This window comes from Paenibacillus sp. cl141a (genome assembly GCF_900109305.1).
GTDB classification, from domain to species: domain Bacteria; phylum Bacillota; class Bacilli; order Paenibacillales; family Paenibacillaceae; genus Paenibacillus_AQ; species Paenibacillus_AQ lautus_A.
On record NZ_FNZO01000004.1, the window covers coordinates 213,845 to 235,497 of the forward strand.

Genomic DNA, 21,653 nt, shown 5'->3' on the forward strand with positions numbered 1-21,653 from the left:
TCAGCCTTTGACGCCTGCGTTCGAAATCCCCTCGATATATTGGCGCTGGAACAGGAAGAAGAACAGGATGATCGGGAGCGTGGACAGCACGACCCCTGCCATGATCATCGGCGTATTCTCGAAGAACATATCTTTCACGCTGTTCAGGCCGACCACCAGCACATACATTTCCGGCGTATTCGCCAGCGTGCTCGGAACGAGGTAACTGTTCCAGGTTCCGGCAAATGCAAGAATCGACATCGTAATCAGCGATGAGCGGGCCAAGGGATACACGATCCGCCAGAAAGCGCCCATCTTCGTCAAGCCATCCATCCGCGCAGCCTCCAGAAACTCGTTCGGAACCGAGATGAAGAACTGGCGGAGCATGAAGATGTACAAGCCTTGATAGAGGAAGGGCACCGTCAATCCCCAGAACGTGTTCAGCCATCCGAGCTGCGCCACGTTCACGTATACCGGGATCAGGATCATATGGTACGGCACCATCATGGTGGCCACGACGATCCAATATATCAGTCCTTTTCCCTTGAAATTCAGCTTGGCCAGCGCAAAGCCGGCCATCGGATTAATGATCAGGTTCCCGATGACAACGACGCCGGTCATGATCACGGTGTTCATGAACCATCTCGGCACGTTGTACGCATCGTTCGTGAAGAAGATTTTGAAGTTCTCGAACGTCCAGTTGGCCGGCGACGTCAGGGTATTGACATGGCGCATCGGGATGACGGACGTATAGATGGTATAGAGAAAAGGAAGGGCGAATAAGAGCCCCAGGATAATCGTGCCGACGTACAGAAACGGCCGACCTTTATTCGTTCGGGTCAACATTACTCTCACTCCTTCTCATCCAGGAATTTTTTTTGCAGGTACGTAATCAGCATGATGATCATGAAGAATAGCACCACCGCCGCGCTTCCGTATCCAATGTTCATGTAACGGATCCCGTGCTGGTAGAAATACGTTACCACCGTGCTGGTAGCGCCGGCCGGCGAGCCAAGCGCGCCATAACGGGAAATCGCGGCAATTTGGTCGTAGATCTGGAAGCCGGCGATCGTTGACACCGACACGATGAAGAACGTGATCGGCTTCAGGAACGGCACCGTAATGTAGCGGAATTTGTTCCACTTGGACGCCCCGTCAATCTCGCCCGCTTCATACAGATCCTTCGGAATTTCCTGCAGGCCCGACAAGTACACAATCATGGTGAAGCCGGCTTGCTGGAAGATAAACAGAATACATACGAATAAGAGCGCATAGCTGGTATCCGCAAACCAAGTCACGTTCCCGAAGCCTAAAGCTCCAAAAAATTTCGTCAGGAAGGTGCCCTGCTTGAAGAGCATCATGAACACGGTCGTGATCGCGATCTGCGAGGTAATATACGGAATGAAGAACACGGTCCGGAATATCCCCTTGCCCTTCAGCTTCTGGTTCACCAGGATCGCCAAGAGCAGACCGAGCAGGGTCTGAATCGGAATCGAGATGACGACGATTTCCAGGGAGTGAAGCAGCGCCCGGAAGAATTCTTTATCTTGCAGAATGGTGACATAGTTTTCGAGGCCGATGAATTTGGCCTGGTCCAGGGCAGCAAAGTTTGCATCCTGAAAACTTCTTACGAAAGACTGGATGAATGGATACAGAAACCACCATGCCCACAAAATCAAAAAGGGCAGCGTAAACAACCAGCCCAGCGTCTTATCGGAGTCTGCCAACGAACGGAACCAGGATGGCCTGATCTTGTTCCCCTTCATATCAGCATGCTTGCTGCTGTAATCGGACATAAGTTATCCCCCGCTTCCAAACTTAAATTGGTTGGTTCATGAAAAAACCCCACAAAGTGGTGTGAACAAAGGCTCCCGCTCCCCTGAGAACAAGGAGCGGGAGCGGGTGTTGCCTCTTTCTTATTTGAACTGGCTTTGAATGTCGTCGAGAATTTGCTGAGCCGTTTTACCGGAGCCGCCCAGAATCAGGCCTTCCAATTCTTTGACGAGCTCATCCGTAAAGCGCTTGGTATCCGTTGGATACCCATAGTCCGTGCTGTACTCCAGCGCAGGCTGCAGCGCCTTGAATTCAGGGTTCTTCTCGAAATATTGCTCGGACAGCGAGGATACGGCCGGATTGAAGCCGAGCTCCATGAATGCGGTTTGCGTATCGTCGTTGGTCATGTAATAAGCAGCCTTCAGCGCAGCTTCTTTGTTCTTCGCGTCTTTCAATACCATGTAAGCGTCAGAGCTCATGGTGCTTCCGTTCGTTGTTCCTTTCGGAACCGGAATGGCAACCATTTTCAGGTCCGGATTCGCATCCTTCAGGTACCCTTTGTACCAGTAACCGCCTGTACTCATAGCGCCCTGCCCATTGCTGAATACTTCGCCGTCCCAGCCGAAGCCGAGCGATTTTGGCGTAACCGCCAGTCCTTGGTCATACATATCAATGATCATTTCCAGCGCTTTGACGTTCTCCGGGGAGTTGATGGTCTCACCATTGCCCCAGCCGCCGCCGAAGCTCTTCACGTAGTTCGTGATATGGAAGGCATCCAGGTTTACGATAATGCCCTTCACTTCGCCTTTGTTCAGCACTTTGGCCGCTTCGATGACTTCATCCCATGTGGTTGGGTACTCGCCGAGGCCGGCATCCTTCCACATTTGCTCATTGATGAAGAACATCGCCGGCATATCGCTGTTCGGCACGCCGTACTGCTTGCCGTCCACGTTCCAAATCTTCTTCGATGTATCCGGGAATCGGCTCATGTCCACGCCCGTGGTTTGAACCAGATCGTCGATCGGCGAGAACAGCCCTTTATTGATGTACTCGTAAGCACCTTCGTTGGACATCTTAATGAAGTCAGGCGCTACGCCCGCAGCAATTTCACCCGGAAGCGTGTTCCAGAACTGCTCACTGCTTGGATATTGCTTGATTTTCAGTTCGATTTCCGGATACTGCTCGGAGATGGTGTCAGCCGCTTTCTGATAAATCTCCAAATCCTGCGCCGTACCCCAGAATCCGAAATTCACCGTTACTTTTTCAGCAGCGTCTCCGGCTCCATTATCTGTATTGTCAGCGCTTTTATTGCCGCCGCAAGCGGTTAAACCCACAACAAGAGCCAGGCACAAAACCAGCATGGCCGAAAATTTCTTGTTCCATTTACCCATGATGCTACCCCCCACGTTTCTTTTCGTTTTACCTTACATCTTCATGATATAGAGCCGGGACAACAAAAAAAATTAATCAAATGATGATTAATTTTTTAAAATTGTCTATTTTTTTATAAATAGATTGCACTGCACGAGCGTTTTTATGAAAAATCACACTTTCTTCTCTAATATCACACTTCTTCTTTCCTATATTGCTTAGGAGAAAAGCCCGTGTATTTCTGGAATACAATGGCAAAATGGGCCTGGTTATTGAATCCCACCATCTCGGCAACGTCATAAATTTTGTAGCGATAGTCCTTGAGGAGTACCTTCGCCTTCTCAATCCGAAGCTCATTGATGTAATCGAACAGGCCCTGACCGACCTCTTGCTTAAACAATCGGCTGACATAATTCGGACTGACGTGGAACAAATCCCCAAACAATTTCAAGGAGAGGCTCTCCGGGTAGTGCTCCTCCGTATATTCCATAATATTGCGCGTGAGCTGGCTGTATCCTCTCAGCTCCAGATGGCTGCGATTCTTGAGCCGCTCCTCGAACAAGGCACGGTATGCGGCCGACAGCTGCCCGAACTCATGGATCTCTTCATAGGCCGATGTTTCTTCTTGAACGTCTCCCCCGCCTGATACGCCTGTGCCCTCTCCGATCATAAACAGCAGACCTTCGTATACCTTGCGGACATCCTTCTCTTCCATGCATTCTTCTTGCGCCAGAAACTTCTCCCACTGAGACAGCAGCTCCAGGAAGCGGTCGTTCGCCTCCACCCTGAGGGCAGACTTCATCTGGCTTAAATAGGCATCGGCCTGTCTATAGACTTGCTCACCCTTCTGTTTCAGATGCTGATAATAAAAGATCGACGTATCCGGGTGGTAAAATTGATGGGACAGCGCTTTGCCAGCCTGCTCGTAGCCCGTCCGAATGCCGTCGAAATCGGCAAACCAGTCGCTGATGCCCAGCACGATGTCGATATTGACAAACCGCTTGAGCGCCGAACTGATCATTTGCACCATTTTATTGACGCGCGTCAATGAGGCCAGCAGGCTTTTCAGCTCGCTGTTGCTGATGAATACGGCACTGCACTGTTCATCCAGTTGAAGATATTCGACCTCCTTCTCCGTGGACAGCATCTCGCTGACGACGTTCTGCACCGTACTCGGCAGGATCGACTCGGTTTCCTTGGCGTACCTTTTGATAACCGTGTGATAATCTTTGATTCTGAAAAGGACGACGTACATATTGCCCTCTTTGAGCCCCGTTTCATGCAGATCATGAACATGGCCTCGGAGAGCGTCAAATAATATTTGCTCCTTCCGGTTGCCCGCCGTAGCCGGCCCGACTTGAGCCGGAATCCCCCGGCTCCCAAGCTGCTCCCGGACGCTCTTCAGCATCGCAGTCAGCTCGCGTTCATTCATGTCGGGTTTGTGGAAATAATCAAAAGCCCCCAGCTTCAACGCTTCCTTCACGTAGGCAATATCATCGAAGCTGCTTAACACGACCGTTTGAACCGGGATTTGCCGGTCCTTGATCGTCCGGAGCACCTCGAGCCCGTCCATCTTCGGCATCTTGATATCCAGCAGCACCACGTCCGGGACAGTTTCCGTTATCAGACGCAGCGCTTCTTCGCCGTCCCCCGCTTCACCGACAATGTCCACACCCTGGGCTTCCCAGTCAATCGCCGATTTGATCCCGATCCGAACGAGCGGCTCGTCATCTACTATAAGTATTCGCACTTGCTATCACCCTGCTTCTTCTGTGATGATCGGAACGCGAAGCCATGCGACCGTTCCGCCCTGTTCTCCCCTCTGAATCCACAGGCCGTATTCCGGTCCGAAATGAAGGGATATCCGGTTCCGTATATTGTTTAGTCCGATCGAGTTGAAGGTATCCTGCGGACCGTCCTGTTCCACCTTCGCCTGTCCGCCCTCCGGAAAACCGCGCCCGTTATCGCACACCTTCATAATCAGCGCATCCGATTCCTCATAAATCGATATGACAAGGCTGCCCTTGTAATCGATGCCTTCAAAGCCATGGAAAACCGCGTTCTCCACAAGGGGCTGAAGCAGAAACTTCAAGGTCCTATGATTCATTACGGCCGGATCCACCTCGTACGTGACATCAAATTTATTAAAATAGCGGAAATCAAGTATTTTCGTATAGTTCTCCATGAATTCGACTTCCTCGGCAATGGTTACGTAGTCGCCTTCCTTCTTCACCGTAAACTTGATAACCGAAGAGAAAGCCTGCAGCGCTTCTTCAATGCCCGTTGCCCCCTGAATCTTGGCCATCCACTTGATCACGTTCAGCGTGTTGTAGATAAAATGCGGACGAATCTGCGATTGCAGCGCATTCATCTCCAGGTTCCGCTTCTCCTCTTCCTCTACGTAAATCCGCTCGATTAAATCGCGGATTTCGTGCAGCATCTGGTCCACGGTATGACTAATCACTCCGATTTCGCCGTGCTGCTTCGTATCAAAGCTTACGTCAAGCTGACCTTGGGAGACAAGCTTCATTTTGCTGTTCAGCACCGCCAGCGGCTTCATGATCGTGGTGGCAATCCGGGCCGAGATCAGGATGGACAGCACGAGTAACAGGATCAACGCACCGATCAGAATAGCCACCATCAGGTACACGATCGAGAACAGATCCTTCTTCGGGATGACCGTGACCGCCTTCCAATTCGCCATGGAAGAGGAAGAAGAAATCATGTAGGTGTCCCGGCTGATCTGCGTGTTGACCTGGCCGTCCGCTTTATATTGAAAGTCGCTTCCCAATACCTCGGACGCCGCCAGTCCGATTTCCTCGGGGTGAACGCTGTGCACGATATGATCGGTTTCGTCGATCAAATAAAAATTCGTATTCTCGGAAAATGCCGACTCGCTCCACAGCGTCTTGAGTTTATCCACCGAAATATTAAAAAGGATAAACCCGAGATCCTCCTTCGTGTACGGATCCAAGATGGCCCTGCCCACTGACACGACCGGAATTCCCTTCGTTGACAGCAGCCGCTCCTGATGAATCCCTATCGGGACAAAGCCGCCGTACGCTTCCCTGATCTTCCGGACAAAAGGCTCGCGGGTAAACTGCTCCTTGAAATAAGCGAAGTTCATATATTCCCGGTTGCTTCGGCCGATGATGGACCGGCTGTTCTCGTGGTAGATCACCACCGAGTCAATCAAGTCCGAATACAGCATGATCCCGCTCTGGATCAAGCCGTTCACTTTATCGAAATCCTGCCCCCGGTCCAGTAATGGATACGTCACCTTGCCGTAATCCTTCCGCATAATGGGATACACCGTGGAGTCCTGGATCGGGAACATGGACAGCCGGAGCAGCGGCTGCAGGGAGGTATCGATATTTTTCATGATTTGTTTGTTGTTTTCCACGGCGGCATCAATCATCGTGCTCCGGTTATTCTCCACGTAGACCCAAGATACGATCCCGCCGATCAGAAGGAGAGGAACGATAATGAAGGCGGAGAACGCCGCGATCAGTTTCTTCTCCAGACTTAAGTGAAGCATTTTCTGCTTTAGTTTCTTCATGGGCCGCGTCTCTCTTTTCTCGTTGTTCGATAGGATCGTCCTTTACCGCGCCGTCCCGCTTATCCGAAATTTTCTCGGCGTCATTCCCGTAAAATTCTTGAATAATTGCGTATAATAACTCTGGCTGCAGAACTTGAACGTAAACGCGATTTCGGATATCGACCGGTTCGTATTGGCCAGCAAATGCTTGGATTCCTCAATCTTCCGCCGATTAATAAAGGTGGTTATGGCTTCGCCCGTATCCCGCTTGAAACGATCGGACAGGTAGCTCGGGTGGACCTTCAAATATTCCGCGACCCTCTGCAGGGTCAGCTCCTCGAAAATATGCTCCCGGATGTAATAGATCGCCAGGTTCACAATGTGAGAGAACGACACGTCTTCCTTCTCGGAGCGGATCATCGACACAAACTGCACCAGCATCTCATATTCAAAATGAACCAGCCGCTCCACATCGCTCATTCGCTCGATCTCGAGGATCAGCGTGTCGCTTAAATGAAAGGCGATCTCGGGATCCACGCCGCCTTTGATGATGGCCCGGGTAAACAAGGTGCAGGAGGCAATCAAGGCATTCTTCTTCGATCGAAGCGGATACGTCGCCAGCACGGCCGCTTCCAGCTCGTTAATTTTGCGCAGCATGTCCATGGCTCTATTCTCATCGCCGAAGCGGATCGCTTCCAGCAGCTCGTGCTCATAGTCGAACGGGGGATGGATAAAATTCTCGCGCAAATAATGCATGCGGGAAGAAAGGTAAAAGGGTTGGTTTCCAGAACGTGAAGGCTCTTTCATTATTTCCCCACCACCTAAAAATATTGATAAAAACCTTGATATTTTAGTATAACATAACTCCGATTGGCTCTAAAATTCAAGCATAACCATGCTAGGAAGGAAGTGTAGACCATGACCTGGAATATATCAAATCCGGATTTGTCGCAGCAAGCCCTGCTGAATATGGAAAGTATTTTTGCACTCGGAAACGGTTACCTGGGTGTGCGCGGCAACTTCGAAGAAGGCTACGGCGAGCGCCTGTCCACCATTCGCGGCACCTACCTGAACGCTTTCCACGACGTGATTGAAATCCCTTACGGCGAGAAGCTCTTCGCCTTTCCCGATACACAGCAAAAACTCGTTAACAATATTGATGCCCAAACGGTCCTGATCTATTTAGGCGACGAGAAAGAACCCTTCCGCCTGGATCACGGAACGATCACTGCCCATGAACGCCGCTTGCATATGGACAAGGGGTACTCCGAACGAATCGTGCAGTGGAAATCGCCCGAGGGCAAAGAGATCAAGCTGACCTTCCGCCGTCTGGTGTCCTTCGCGCACCGGGAGCTGTTCGCCATCGACATTCGGATGGAGCCGGTCAATTTCAACGGCCAGGTTCGCATCGTTTCCACCGTGAACGGCAAAGTGAAGAACTACACCAATGCCAACGATCCCCGGGTAGGCGCAGGGCATGCGGAACGGATGACCGTCATCGATGCCGGTGTGAAGGGCAGCGATGCCTATGTCGTAGACGAGACGATGGCGTCCAAGCTGCGTGCCGCTTGCGTGACCCGTCATCGCTTGAATGCCGATGCGGACATTCAGCTCGAAGCCGGAACTGGAGAGGTCACGTTCACGGCTGTCCTTCCATTGACCGGACCGATCCAGTTTACGAAATACAATCTGTTTACCGACAGTCTTCGTCACGGGCAAGACATGATCGAGCGCGGCATTCAGCTGCAGGAGGAGTTGAAGGATACTTCGTTCGAGGACTTGCTTGCCGAACAGGGCGAGTATCTGAACGACTACTGGAAATCGGCCGACGTCGTGATTCAGAACGACGACCAGCTCCAGGAAGGCATCCGCTTCAATTTATTCCAGCTGCTGCAATCCGCCGGACGGGACAAGCACAGCAACATTTCCGCCAAAGGACTGAGCGGCGAAGGTTATGAAGGCCATTATTTCTGGGACACGGAGATTTACATGTTCCCGGTATTTCTGATGACGCAGCCGGACATTGCGCGCCAGCTGCTGCTGTATCGTTATTCCACGCTGGAGCAGGCGAGAGACAGAGCGCGGGAAATGGGACACCGGCAAGGGGCGCTGTTCCCGTGGCGCACGATCTCCGGAACGGAATGCTCCTCCTTCTTCCCTTCGGGAACGGCGCAATACCATATCAGCGCAGATATCGCCTACAGCTATATTCAGTATTATCTTGCCGAGCAGGACCGGGATTTCCTCTTGTCCTACGGGGCCGAGGTGCTGATCGAAACCGCCCGCCTGTGGGCTGACATCGGCCACTATTATAACGGCGCTTTCCATATCGATGAGGTGACGGGGCCGGATGAGTATACCTGCTGCGTGAACAATAACTATTACACAAACGTCATGGCAAAGCATAACCTGAAATGGGCCGCCAAGAGCTGCGCCATTCTGGAATCCTACGATGCACAAGGCTTCAAATCCCTGTGCGGCCGGCTTGGCGTAACCGCGGATGAAATTTCCGCTTGGGCGAAAGCGGCGGACGCCATGCTGCTCCCGTATGATGAAGCACTCGGCATTAACCCGCAGGACGATACGTTCCTCCGCAAAGCGGTATGGGATTTCGAGAACACGCCGGAGGACAAATATCCGCTGCTGCTGAACTATCACCCGCTCACCATTTACCGTTATCAGGTGTGCAAACAAGCGGATACGGTGCTCGCCCACTTCCTGCTGGAAGACGAGCAAAGCTTGGAAACGATCCAGCGTTCATATGATTACTACGAAGGCATCACGACGCATGATTCGTCGCTGTCTTCCTGCATCTTCAGCATCATGGCCTCAAAGATCGGCAATATGGACAAAGCGTATGAATATTTCATCGAGACGGCACGACTCGACCTGGACAATACGCACGGCAACACGAAGGACGGCCTGCACATGGCCAACATGGGCGGCACCTGGATGTCGATCGTCTACGGCTTTGCCGGCATGCGTCTGAAGGAAAGCGGACTTTCCCTCTCCCCGGCCATTCCGAAGGACTGGGAGAAGTATGCGTTCCGCTTGAACTTCCGCGGCCGCCTCATCGGCGTATCCATCGAGAAGGACGGCGTGACCTTGGAGATCGTCGAAGGCGAATCCATCGAGATCAAGCTGTACGACGAGGCCGTAACGCTTGAAGCCGGGAAACCTGTGAAACATGCGCTGCAGAGCAGATAACGATGTTTAGGCATTAGATGCTTGCCTTCCCTAAGCGTAGGGCATCACTCCCGGTTTACGAGGAAAACGATCGATCGACACATTTTTCGACAAGTTTTCTATGAAAACAGACCACGATAAACGGTCATTTTCTTGCGATATCCGGAAGGTCCCTGTTTCGGGTTTATACTTTCCGTTTTCTCAAAAAGGAGCTATAAGATATGAATGAAACACGTAAGCTGAAGGCTGTCATCTTTGACTTGGACGGCGTCATTACCGATACCGCGGAGTATCATTATCAGGCATGGAAAGCCACGGCAACCGAGCTGGGCATTCCTTTCACGAGAGAATTCAACGAGAATCTCAAAGGGGTATCCCGCATGGATTCCCTGAAGCTCCTGTTAAGCCAGGCGGAGACGCCTGTAAACTATTCCGATGAAGAGCTGGTACGGCTGGCAGACCGCAAAAACAAGCTGTACGTCGAGCTGATCGAAACGATCACGCCAGCCGACCTGCTGCCGGGAATTACGAAATTTGTGGACGACATTCGGTCGGCCGGCCTGAAGACCGGCATCGCGTCCGCCAGCAAAAACGCCATCGCCGTGCTTACACGGCTTGGGGTCATGGACCAGTTCGACGTGATTGTCGACGTAACCAAGCTGAAGAACAACAAGCCGGACCCGGAGATCTTCCTCACCGCTGCCGCAGAGCTTGGCGTAAAGCCTGCCGACTGCATCGGCGTGGAGGATGCCGCCTCCGGCGTTGATGCCATCAAGGGCGCCGGCATGTTCGCCGTCGCGATTGGCAACGCTGCGCATTTCCCGCATGCCGATGTCGTGTTGTCCAGCACAGCCGAGCTGAATTTCCGTAAGCTGGCGCAGACATTCGAAGGTTGATAGAAAAATGTAGGGGTGCTCCTAAGGGAGCGCCCTTTTTCGTATGCCCTCCCATTTTTTGCAACCACCCGCCATCTTCGTTAGACTGTAGTTGGTAGTGAGTACAGTAACCTTCCGGTATGTAAGCATGAGCATCATATCGAGAATACGATAAAGGGGACTATCCATGGAACAAGCTGTCTTGGATCAAGGGGCCGAACGATTCGGCCGAGGTTCTTATTCGCTGAAATTACTTGGGGGATTCGATCAGAATGTATTTGAATACAACGGTGAAGGCGGACGCCGCTTCATTATGAAATTCCTGGACGCGTCCAAATACCGCAAAGCCTCGATCATTCGCGAGCTGACGTGGATGGCCTATCTCGCCGAGCAGGGTCTGAACATGGCGGTGTCCATTCGATCTGCACAGGATCTTCTTATTGAAGAGGTAACCCACGATTCCAAGCGATACCATGTCATTGCCTTCACAAAGGCTCCCGGCTGCCCGTTAACGGACGTAACATCGGATTTTGCGATAATCAAGCAGTGGGGGCGCGGGATGGGCCGTATGCATAAACTCGGCAAAAAGGACGCCACCGCTTCGTCACTCTTGCACCGAATGGCGTTTCCCCAATGGAATGATCATGTGATTTTTACCGATGCGTTCCCAGAGGCTGCAGGTGAAGGAGTCCATACGCAGTGGAAGCAGTATCTTAAGGAATTGGAGTCTCTCCCACAGGATCAGGAAGGCTACGGCATCGTCCATAATGACCTCCACCATCACAACTTTCACGTACATAACGGGGAGATTATCTTTTTCGATTTCGGGGATGTCTCGTACCATTGGTTCGCCTACGATATCGCCATCGCCATTTATCATGCGGTTCAGACGGTTTCGGAAAACCGGAAAGCCGAGTTTGTGGCCCGATTCTTCGACTCGTTCTTATCCGGCTATCTTCAAGAGAATACGCTGAGCGAGGAATGGATCCAGCGGATCCCGTTGTTCATCGACTTTCGGAATGTCTACTCCTATGTCTACTTCGCCAAATTCGTAAATTGGAATGAGATGGATGAACGCACCCGGAAATATCTGTTAGGGATGAAAGCGGATATTGAGGCAGGCAAATCCGTTGTAAAGCTGTCTATTTGATAAGAGAAGGAAGATTGCTCTGCCATGAAACCTAAATCCAACCATCTCCGCCGGCTCGGGTATTTGGGCCTGGGGCTGCTCCTCTCGGCCATCCTTCTATACCTGCTGTTCCTTCGCCCCACGCCCATCAAGGTGGGTGGATTTACGTCCTCTGCGGATGAGAATACCCTGATCTTCGAGGTGATTAATAAGGGATTCGCCGATGTGAAACTGCTGGACGTGCGGGTGAACGATGGCATGAAGCCCGCCAAGGCCGAGCTGGGCGTCAGTTATTCCCTTCATCTGGTCGGCGGCAGCGGCCTTGATGAAGATCCCGATATTGAATTCGTGGATATTCGGGAGGTGCCGCTAAAGCCCGAGCTCATGCCGGACGAGAAGAGAGCCGCACTCGATCAAGGTTCGCGCATTCCGCTTAATTACGGCATCCGTCTTTATAACAATCAGCCCATCACCCAGATTGAAGTAAAATATAGGTATGGGGGGATCACTTTTACGAGAGAGATGCCGATGGGGCGATTTTTTAATAAACCTTAATCATCATACATGTGTTTTCCTGATAGCCTACCTACGATACAATCTCCGCCCAGCGGGATAACGTCTTCTCAAAAATAATATAGGCGATAAAAAACCGGGCTGCAGCAGCCCGGTTCATGATCCAATTAAGATGACACAACATAATGATTCATAAATTCCCGCAGTGCAGCCTCCATATCAGGCTCCCCACCGTCTTCGAGCCATGAATCCTGAAGAACAAGATAGCGGCAGGCGCTGCTCTGCAAATAGCTGTAGATGATTTGTGCAGCATCGATATCTTGCCGGGTAACCCCGGCAGCATCGCTTTCCGGATCCCTCGTGAAATAGCTGAGGATCAAGGCTTTGACCCTCTGCCTCAAGGATTCAATGTCCGCTGTGGTGGCCACAGAGCATCGCTCGCTGTGCAGCACAATGTTCCCCTTAATCAGGAATAACTTGATCGTATCTTCGTTTAAATACTCGTAGACAACGATGCTGTGATTCTCTTCGGCGAACTCGATCACATGCCGTTTACTTAAGAGCAAGTTCACCGCCTCCATGCCGTCCCTGTATTTTGCAGCCTGCTCAAAATCGAAGCGCTCTGCGGCGGCGAGCATGTTTCGCTCCATTTCATCATATAAACGCCGGTCGTCCCCTTGAAGCAAAGCAATGAATCGATCCATGATTTCATCAAATTGCCGAGCGGTTTCACCGCCAAGACACTTGCCGAGACAGAGGCCAATCGAATAATTCAAGCAGGGAGTATTTGCCGAAGAAGCGGCAGGTGTATGGTTGCAGGCGATTTTACAGCATTCCTTAACCTTCTGCACTGCATGTTCAAGACTATGTCTACTGGCTGTATAGGGGCCAAAACAACGTGACGGTTCGTGACTGCTCCCATCCAGTGTATCTGTAATTTCCAGCCATCGCCAATCTCGCTTTTGCCGCAATACGATATAACTATAACCTAGCGGATTTTTCATCTTGCGGTTATACATCGGCTTCATGTCCTGAATGAGCCTGCATTCCAGCATGAACGCCTCAAACTCCGTGTCGGTGACGATATGCTCCAGGTCTTTGACATGCTGAACCAGCCTCTTCACTTTTGGGGAGTGCGATTTATTGTTGTAAAAATACGATTGTACTCTCTTCTTGAGACTTTTGGATTTGCCAACGTAAATGACCGTTCCATGCGAATCTCTCATGAGATATACGCCCGGTGACAGCGGCAGCTCTTGTATTTTTGCTTTCATTTTGACTGTCGATCCTCTCAACGAATCTATCAAACATGGCATTTCGTTCACTTCCAAGATACCATAAACACACCAAAAAGCACCACATTCACGGGTTGATTCAACTCGCTGAACGTGGTGCCTCTATTAGGGATTAGGGCTACAGCCTCTATGCGCAGAAATCTGAGCCAAACACAAAGTCTGGGCTAATTCCTCGCTGCAATAACATAGAGACTATCTATTATTTTAATAATATAGCTTTTTCTAGTACACCTGAAAGAAGCATAGTCATATTCCTCTAGCTTCGCATTCGATACTGCTGCCGGTATGTCCTAGGCGACAGCTGAACCGTCCGCTTGAACATCTTCCCAAAATGAGAGAAGTTGCCAAATCCCGATCGCCAGGCGATATCCGTGATGGAATCATCGCTCTCCCGCAGGAGACGCTGCGCTTCCTTGACCCGAAGCAGGTTGAGATAATCGCTGAAGGTAAATCCTGTCGTCTGCTTGAACAGCCGGCTGAGATAGTGCGGGCTGATCCGGAACGCCTCCGCCACCTCGGGCAGCGTTAGTGCCTGCCGGTAGTTGTCGTTAAGATACCGGACGACCGCCTGGGTCTTCGGATGAAGAACCGGCTCCGTATCGGCGGAACGAACCGTGCCCAGATGCCGGCTGCGGTAGGCAAAGAGCAGCAATTCGACCGTTCGATGCCGAAGCAGCCAGCTGCTTCCCGCTTGGGGATGGATCATCTCATTCACCATGTCGCCGACCATTCGCTCCACCGCTTCACTCGCTGGTGAAGGAAGCCTTAGAATCGGAATCTCCCAACCGAACGGCTCCTTCAGCCCCTCGGCCAGTTCAGGCGGTACGGCCAAATCCGCGAACAATTCCGGGCTTATATAGAGGACAAGGCGATCATGGTCGGGCCGGCCGCTGTCCAGCGTCTTATGAACGGCATTCCGGTCCACGAAGACAAGATCGCCGGCCCGAACCCTGTAGGAGCGATCCTTGATGAAGTAGATCCGCTCGCCCGATAACAGGTAGTACAGCTCATAATGATCGTGGAGATGGTCGACCGTCATCGAGAAATATCCAATGCGGCGATCATACTCCATGTTCAAATATCCGGCGGGATCGTGGTAATCTGCTCGAAACGGCTTGGTCATGCGATTGCCTCCTTTCCTTGGATTATAGCAAAATATGCGGTATTTGAAAGCGATTGCGCATGAAATGCGGCGAAAGCAGTGCTCCCTTGTTATAGGCTAGAGCTATATTCAAGGAGGCGATAGAGATGAGTGACAAGAAACGTTATGTATTGGTCGGTACCGGCGGCCGCGCCGAATTTTTTTATGGCGCCCTGGCCCAAAACTTCCGCGACAAATCCGAGCTTGCTGCCTTTTGCGATATCAATCAAACCCGCATGAATTACGCGAATCAGCTGCTGCGGGAAAAATATAAATACGCCGAGGTGCCTACCTACCCCGCGGACCAATTCGACCGGATGATCGAGAACGAGAAGCCCGACTTCGTCATCGTGACCAGCATCGACCGGACCCATCACAAGTATATTATCCGCGCGATGGAGCTTGGATGCGATGTCGTGACCGAGAAGCCGATGACGATCGACGAGGAAAAATGCCAGGCCATCCTGGACGCCGCCAAGCGGACCGGACAGAACATCAGGGTCACCTTCAACTACCGTTACGCCCCCCACCATACCAAGGTACGGGAATTGATCATGAACGATACCATCGGCCAGGTGACCTCGGTTCATTTCGAATGGCTGCTGAATACCCGCCACGGCGCGGACTACTTCCGGCGCTGGCACCGGGACAAGCGGAACAGCGGCGGATTGCTCGTTCATAAATCCACCCATCACTTCGACCTGGTCAACTTCTGGATAGGGTCCCATCCTGAAACCGTTTTCGCATTCGGCGATCTCATGTATTATGGTAGAGAGAATGCCGAAGCGCGGGGCGTTACGCAATTCTATAATCGCGCGACCGGCAACAAGGTTGCGAAAGAGGACCCTTTTGCACTCCATCTGGATTCCGATGCGCATCTCAAAGCCATGTACCTGGATGCCGAACCGGAGGACGGCTACCAGCGGGATCAAAGCGTATTCGGGGACGGCATCAACATTGAAGATACGATGGGCGTCCTGGTGCGATATCAGAACAAGGCCATTTTAACGTATTCGCTGGTCGCCTATCAGCCGTGGGAGGGCTATCGCATCGCCATCAACGGCACCAAAGGCCGGATCGAGATGAACATCGTCGAACAATCCTACGTCAATTCACTGGGCGACAAGAGCCTGGAAGGCGCGTTAATCGGGAAAACGCTGCGGGTGCTTCCGATGTTCGACGCCCCGTACGAGGTTCACCTCGAGGAGCAGCAGGGCGGACATGGCGGAGGCGACCCGGTACTGCTGAATGATCTGTTCGGGGAACCGGTGGAAGATCCTTATGCCCGCGCGGCCAACCATATCGATGGGGCGAGATCCATACTGACAGGAATCGCAGCCAACCGCGCCATCGCCACCGGCATGCCTGTACGAATCGGTAATCTGGTTCGTTTCTAAGCCGTACACGGCTGCTCCAAGCATTTTTCCTTCAAAGGCTGCGTATTTGCGCAGCCTTTTTTCACATGTCGCAGACCGCCTAGAAATCCGCTTTTCGTAAAGGAGGAAATGGATGTTCTTCTCATTAAAAAGCCGTTTGATCGCCTTTATCGTCGCACTCTTCGTCCTCTCTTTCGGCACGCTCTCCTTCCTGCTGTATACGGAATCGCGCACCGTAATCCGCTCCTACATCGAATCCTCGGCCCTTGAAAAGATGGAGGAATACGGTTCCTACGTGGATATGGTCCAGATGCAGATTTATGACGTCGCTTCCCTGGTCTTCAACAGTGACACAGCCAAGAACTGGGATAATGCCATCGGCGATCCGCTCCTGCCCGAAGGGGAGAAAATGCTTGCCAATCTTGCGATGAGCCGATTTCTGACCCAAGCGACCAACAGCTACACCAGTATCTCCGACGTATCCATCTACCGGCGCAGCGGGCTTCGGGTCGGCGGCGAGAACCAAGTCGAAAGCGACCCTGCCTTTTTGCGGGAATCGTGGTACACGAACTTCTTCGCGTCCGGAGACCGCTGGCTGCCAGCGCATACGGACCAGCATGAACGCGTCCGGGATCACGGCAATCCCGTCGTCAGCCTGCTGATGCCCGTTGGGACCTTCCATCATGCTACGGCGCAAAACGTGATGAAGGTCAACGTCAGCGAGTCTTATTTTCTGGAGCCGCTCACCCGGATCCATCTGGCCAAGAACAGCACGATTTTTCTGTTGAACGAGCAGGGAAGCCCGATTCTATCCCAGCAGGCGCATGAACTCGGCGCCGGAGCCCTATCGGAGATCGATCGCATTCGAAACGGCCCGCTGAAATCCGGCGTCGTCTATCTGACCAACGATGAGGGGCAGCGCGACATTCTGGTTTACAAGAAGCTGGGGCGCACCGGCTGGATGCTGGCCGGCCTGGCGCCGGAGAAGGAGCTGTACTCCTCTCTTCACAAACTTCAGAGCACGATTCTGGTGGTCACGGTCGTTCTGATCCTAGTCTCCCTGTTTGCCGCCGCATGGCTCTCCTATGGCGTCACCAAGCCTTTAACGCGTCTGGTGCTGGCCATGAGGCAGGTGCAGCGCGGAGCCTTCGACCAGGCCGAGTCCGTTCTGCCTCCTGACAAAAACGTAAAGAGCGAGGTCAGTTACGTCATCTCCACCTTCCGCTATATGATCAGCCGCCTGCGGCAGCATATCCAGAACGAATTCGAGCTGAAGCTGCTCCGCCAGCAGGCGGAATATAAAGCGTTGCTCATGCAGATCAATCCCCATTTCATGTTTAACACTCTGGAGCTGGTGAGCAGTCTTGCCATGCAGCGCCGGACGGACGATACCGTGCAGGTGATCGAGGACCTGGGCAAAATGATGCGCTTCTCCATGAATACCAGCGACGACCGGGTCCCCCTAACCGAAGAACTGGCCTATGTCCGCCACTATATCTCCATTCTGCAAACCCGCTTCGGGCATAAACTCGACATCTCCATCCACGAGGAAGGCCGGCTGGATTCGCTGGTGATGATCAAGTTCATTCTGCAGCCGCTGATCGAGAATGCGGTCAAATACAGCTTTCAGCATCAAACCACGGCACAGGTGGACATCCAAATCAGCAGGCAGGACAACCGCCTGTTTCTCCGCGTTGCGGATAACGGTCCCGGCATGCCCTCCGAGATCATCCGCAAGCTCCGGGATCCCGCAGCTGCCTCCCAGTTGGAGCCGATCCTCCGAAGCGAGAGCTGGCACATTGGACTCGGCAACGTAATTGCTCGCTGCCGCTTGCATTACGGCGACTTATTTGCCGTTCATATTCGGAACGGGAGCGAAACCGGCACATGCATCGAACTGATTCTACCGGTACAGGAGGAATATCATGTACAACGTATTGATCGCAGATGACGAGATCGAGGTTCGTGAAGGGCTGAAGCTGAAAGTCGACTGGGAAAGCATGGGCTTTGCCATTTCGGGGGAGGCCGGGAACGGCCTGGAAGCTGAAGAGCTCTTGAAATCCCATTCGTATGACCTGCTTATTACCGACATGAACATGCCTGTCATGGACGGCGTCCAGCTGCTGGACGTTTGCCGGAGCCACAATCCGACCATCCAGATCATCATCATTACAGGATACGAGGATTTTCAATACGCCAGAGCGGGCGTCCGCAGCCAGGCCATGGACTACTTGCTGAAGCCCGTTGCCCGGGACGACCTGAAATCCGCCTTAGGCAAAATCAAACACGAATTGGATAAGAACCGCAAGGTACGGGACGATTCGGAAATGATGCAGTGGCGGCTATCCCAATATTACAAAGAAATGAAGGAACGCTTCCTGCTGGATCTCGTGCGCGGCAACCGCCTGCCCCCCGCCTCCATGCCGGAACGGATTCGACTGTTTCACCTGGAGGATTGGCAGGACGGCCGCGTATGCTTCATCACCGCGGGCATGAGGGAATCCGGCATGCAGAAAGCATCCGAAGGCCGCGCGCCCGAGCAGCTCCGCCTTCCGTTTCAAATGGTCTGCCATGAAATCGCAGAGTCTTATCCGGGCGGCATTCAAGTGTTTCATGATGCAACTCATCCCGGTATCATGCATTTCATTGCGCTTGACGGCATTCAGCATGCATTCGCGGATAAACTCGCCGCGCAGGCATCCTCGTATTTAACCGTGGAGGTGCAGGTAGGATTAGGGCTGCCTGTGTCGGGGCTTGAGCGCTGGAAAGAGGGTTATATCCACTCCCTCCTGGCCTGGAATCTGGCAGGACGCCAGAACGGACCGGATCAGGCACCCGTAACCGACCAAAGTCCGTTGCTGCCGGACGAAACAAGCCGCGCGCTTCATCGCTGCCTGATCCGGGGCGAATTGGAATCCTTCCGCAGCATCATTCGGAGGGAGCTGGGCGAGGCATTCCGGCTATCGCCTTCCCGCTTGGTACGAAGCCTTTTTCAAATCACGCTGATTATGGAATCCGCCGCTTTCGACAACATACGGCATTCACGGGGAGGGGGGCCTTTATGGATTTCACCCGAATGGGTTTTATGGCTGGAGACCCCGGAGCAGGCGGAACGCCTGCTGATGCAGTGGGCACAGGATTTTGTTGACCACCACCTGGAATCCGGAGACGGAGACGCTACCCTGATTGAATCCGCCAAGCGGTATATCGAGGAAAATTATATGCAGGAATTATCGCTGACCTCGCTGGCCGAGCAGTATAACTACCACCCTACCTACTTCTCGGAAATGTTCAAGGAAGGGGCTGGGGTCTCGTTCATCCAGTACGTTACGGAGGTTCGGATGAAACACGCCGTACACCTGCTGCAGGAGACCCGATTGACGGTATGGGACATAGCCGAGCTGACGGGTTTCTCTTCACCCGGCTATTTCAGCTCCAAATTCAAAAAAATGTTCAATCAAAGCCCTTCCGAGTTCCGACTGTCGCAATCCGAAAAAATCGAACACGATGATCCGAAGAAATGAGATTCCGCCCTCTCTCCTCCCCCGGTATGATATGTTTACCGGGCGCACCGACATACCGATTGTAAGCGCTTCAGGCCATCAGGTAACCGCCCATGCTCATTCATCCTGAAGGGAGGCACATTATGAGAAAGCTGTCCAAGCCCTTATACGGCCAGCAGAATAAGACAGCCTACTTGTTTCTTCTGCCTTGGCTCATCGGCTTCTTCTGTCTGACGCTGGGGCCGATGATCGCATCGCTGTACTTGTCCATGACCAAATTCAACCTGCTGTCATCGCCGACTTGGACGGGACTCAGCAACTATGTCCAGATTTTTACCGAAGACGATACGTTTCAACGATCCTTGTGGCTAACGTTCTATTATGTATTCTTGTCCGTGCCGCTGAGACTTGCGTTCGCGCTGCTGATCGCCATGGCCTTGAACAAGGGCATCCGCGGACTCGGCATTTACCGGACCGTGTATTACATCCCCTCCCTATTGGGAGGCAGCGTTGCCATTGCCATCGTCTGGCGCCAAATCTTTGACGGCAGCGGGCTGGTCAATCAGTTCCTCGGCTGGTTCGGCATCACGGGCCCCTCGTGGATCGCCCACCCCGACTATGTGGTGTATACGATTATCACGCTGTCCGTCTGGCAGTTCGGATCGGCCATGGTCATCTTCCTTGCCGGTCTGAAACAGATTCCGACTGATTTATATGAAGCATCCGGCGTAGACGGTGCCGGAAAGATCCGTCAATTCTTCGGCATCACGCTGCCGATGCTGTCACCCGTTATCTTTTTCAATCTGATCATGAGCATGATCAATTCGTTTCAAGCCTTCACGCCGGCCTACGTCATCGGGGACGGGCGGGGAGGACCGCTCGACGCCACGATGTTCTACACCTTGTACCTGTATCTGAAAGGCTTCTCGTTCTTCGATATGGGTTATGCCTCGGCTCTGGCATGGATCATGCTGGTCATCATCGGGGTGTTCACCGGAATCGTTTTTCTTACATCAAAATTCTGGGTCTTCTACGGGGATAACCAGGAAGGGAGGTAATGGATATGCCGCTTAAGCGACAACTGGTTCAAGCCGGGAGGCATGCCGCCATTATTCTCCTCGGCCTGCTTATGCTCTACCCGGTGCTATGGCTCGTCTTCAGCTCGTTTAAACCGAATCATCTTATCTTCACCAACAGCAGCCTCATTCCGACGGCCTTCACGCTGGATCATTACGTGAACGGCTGGCGCGGGCTTCAGGGCATTTCCTTCGGCCGATTCTTCGGCAACTCCGTGCTGATCTCGGTCATGAGCGTCATCGGGAACATCGTCTCCTGTTCCCTGGCAGCCTACGCCTTCTCCCGATTGAAGTTCAAATTCAAAGGCCTGTGGTTCAGCATCATGCTGGTGACGATTATGCTGCCTTACCACGTAACGCTCGTGCCCCAATACATTCTGTATAACGAGCTTCATTGGATCAATACGTATTTCCCGCTCATCCTGCCCAAATGGCTGGCGCATGACTCTTTCTTCATTCTGCTGATGGTTCAGTTCATCCGCGGCATTCCGCGGGAGCTGGACGAGAGCGCGACCATCGACGGCTGCGGACAATCGCAGATCTTCTTCCGCATCGTGGTGCCGCTTCTCGTCCCTGCGCTGATTACGACGGCCATCTTCACCTTCATCTGGAGCTGGGACGACTTCTTCAGCCAGATGATTTATTTAAGCAAGATTGATTTGTTCACTGTACAGCTGGGGATCCGATCCCTGTTCGATCCTTCGGGGCAATCGGATTGGGGGGCGCTGCTTGCCATGTCCACGTTGTCGCTGCTGCCTGTGACAATCATCTTTCTGGTGTTTCAACGCTATTTTCTCGAAGGCATTGCCACGACCGGCCTGAAGTAATCTCTAGAAGCTCTGTCGTTCGAAGGCGTGCTGCAAATGAATCAATTTTGATTAGACTAGGGGGATTATCC

17 protein-coding genes are annotated in these 21,653 nt (G+C 52.5%); 9 read left to right on the forward strand and 8 right to left on the reverse strand.

The genetic code is table 11. The features are described from left to right. From BMX45_RS13725 to BMX45_RS13750, 6 genes are all read right to left on the reverse strand, one after another. Window positions 1-825: a carbohydrate ABC transporter permease gene (locus tag BMX45_RS13725; RefSeq protein WP_090910149.1), complete on the reverse strand. Its 825-nt coding sequence runs from the start codon at window positions 823-825 to the stop codon at window positions 1-3. 5 nt (window positions 826-830) lie between these two features. Continuing rightward, complete coding sequence (locus BMX45_RS13730; protein WP_009593673.1) at window positions 831-1,775, reverse strand: carbohydrate ABC transporter permease; 945 nt, start codon at window positions 1,773-1,775, stop codon at window positions 831-833. A 120-nt stretch (window positions 1,776-1,895) separates the two neighbouring features. Continuing rightward, complete coding sequence (locus BMX45_RS13735; RefSeq protein WP_090910150.1) at window positions 1,896-3,143, reverse strand: ABC transporter substrate-binding protein; 1,248 nt, start codon at window positions 3,141-3,143, stop codon at window positions 1,896-1,898. 173 nt (window positions 3,144-3,316) lie between these two features. Further along, complete coding sequence (locus tag BMX45_RS13740) at window positions 3,317-4,873, reverse strand: response regulator transcription factor (protein WP_090910151.1); 1,557 nt, start codon at window positions 4,871-4,873, stop codon at window positions 3,317-3,319. A gap of 6 nt (window positions 4,874-4,879) precedes the next feature. Beyond that, window positions 4,880-6,682: a sensor histidine kinase gene (locus BMX45_RS13745; RefSeq protein WP_090910152.1), complete on the reverse strand. Its 1,803-nt coding sequence runs from the start codon at window positions 6,680-6,682 to the stop codon at window positions 4,880-4,882. Window positions 6,683-6,724: 42 nt separating this feature from the next. Continuing rightward, window positions 6,725-7,468 (reverse strand): helix-turn-helix domain-containing protein, encoded by a 744-nt coding sequence (locus BMX45_RS13750; RefSeq protein ID WP_090910153.1) that lies wholly within the window; start codon window positions 7,466-7,468, stop codon window positions 6,725-6,727. Between the two features lie 111 nt (window positions 7,469-7,579). Here BMX45_RS13750 and BMX45_RS13755 point away from each other — a divergent pair, with 111 nt between their 5' ends. The 4 genes from BMX45_RS13755 to BMX45_RS13770 all read left to right on the forward strand — a co-directional run bounded on the left by BMX45_RS13755 (window position 7,580) and on the right by BMX45_RS13770 (window position 12,406). Then, window positions 7,580-9,868: a glycoside hydrolase family 65 protein gene (locus BMX45_RS13755; RefSeq protein WP_090910154.1), complete on the forward strand. Its 2,289-nt coding sequence runs from the start codon at window positions 7,580-7,582 to the stop codon at window positions 9,866-9,868. Between the two features lie 200 nt (window positions 9,869-10,068). Then, window positions 10,069-10,743 carry a beta-phosphoglucomutase gene (pgmB, locus tag BMX45_RS13760; RefSeq protein WP_090910155.1) on the forward strand — a complete coding sequence of 225 codons (675 nt, stop codon included), beginning with the start codon at window positions 10,069-10,071 and terminating at the stop codon, window positions 10,741-10,743. Window positions 10,744-10,909: 166 nt separating this feature from the next. Next, the gene (locus tag BMX45_RS13765) at window positions 10,910-11,872 is read left to right on the forward strand and encodes a phosphotransferase enzyme family protein (RefSeq protein WP_090910156.1); all 963 of its coding nucleotides are present in this window, start codon (window positions 10,910-10,912) and stop codon (window positions 11,870-11,872) included. A gap of 24 nt (window positions 11,873-11,896) precedes the next feature. Continuing rightward, entirely contained in the window at window positions 11,897-12,406 is a 510-nt protein-coding gene (locus BMX45_RS13770; protein WP_090910157.1) for a hypothetical protein, read from the forward strand. A gap of 125 nt (window positions 12,407-12,531) precedes the next feature. On the opposite strand, the gene BMX45_RS13775 is transcribed toward BMX45_RS13770, so the two are convergent. Further along, a complete protein-coding gene (locus tag BMX45_RS13775) occupies window positions 12,532-13,638 on the reverse strand; it encodes a GIY-YIG nuclease family protein (protein ID WP_090910158.1) in 1,107 nt (368 codons plus the stop codon). Window positions 13,639-13,915: 277 nt separating this feature from the next. After that, the gene (locus BMX45_RS13780) at window positions 13,916-14,782 is read right to left on the reverse strand and encodes an AraC family transcriptional regulator (RefSeq protein WP_090910159.1); all 867 of its coding nucleotides are present in this window, start codon (window positions 14,780-14,782) and stop codon (window positions 13,916-13,918) included. A 125-nt stretch (window positions 14,783-14,907) separates the two neighbouring features. On the opposite strand from BMX45_RS13780, the gene BMX45_RS13785 reads away from it, so the two are divergent. From BMX45_RS13785 to BMX45_RS13805, 5 genes are all read left to right on the forward strand, one after another. Continuing rightward, window positions 14,908-16,197 carry a Gfo/Idh/MocA family oxidoreductase gene (locus BMX45_RS13785; RefSeq protein WP_090910160.1) on the forward strand — a complete coding sequence of 430 codons (1,290 nt, stop codon included), beginning with the start codon at window positions 14,908-14,910 and terminating at the stop codon, window positions 16,195-16,197. A 112-nt stretch (window positions 16,198-16,309) separates the two neighbouring features. Further along, complete coding sequence (locus tag BMX45_RS13790) at window positions 16,310-18,127, forward strand: cache domain-containing sensor histidine kinase (RefSeq protein ID WP_090910161.1); 1,818 nt, start codon at window positions 16,310-16,312, stop codon at window positions 18,125-18,127. Continuing rightward, window positions 18,102-19,700 carry a response regulator gene (locus BMX45_RS13795; protein ID WP_090910162.1) on the forward strand — a complete coding sequence of 533 codons (1,599 nt, stop codon included), beginning with the start codon at window positions 18,102-18,104 and terminating at the stop codon, window positions 19,698-19,700. The genes BMX45_RS13790 and BMX45_RS13795 overlap by 26 nt, the downstream gene beginning before the upstream one ends. 122 nt (window positions 19,701-19,822) lie before the next feature. Next, complete coding sequence (locus BMX45_RS13800; RefSeq protein ID WP_009595490.1) at window positions 19,823-20,737, forward strand: carbohydrate ABC transporter permease; 915 nt, start codon at window positions 19,823-19,825, stop codon at window positions 20,735-20,737. A gap of 5 nt (window positions 20,738-20,742) precedes the next feature. Then, window positions 20,743-21,582 carry a carbohydrate ABC transporter permease gene (locus BMX45_RS13805; protein WP_090910410.1) on the forward strand — a complete coding sequence of 280 codons (840 nt, stop codon included), beginning with the start codon at window positions 20,743-20,745 and terminating at the stop codon, window positions 21,580-21,582. Window positions 21,583-21,653: the final 71 nt, after the last annotated feature.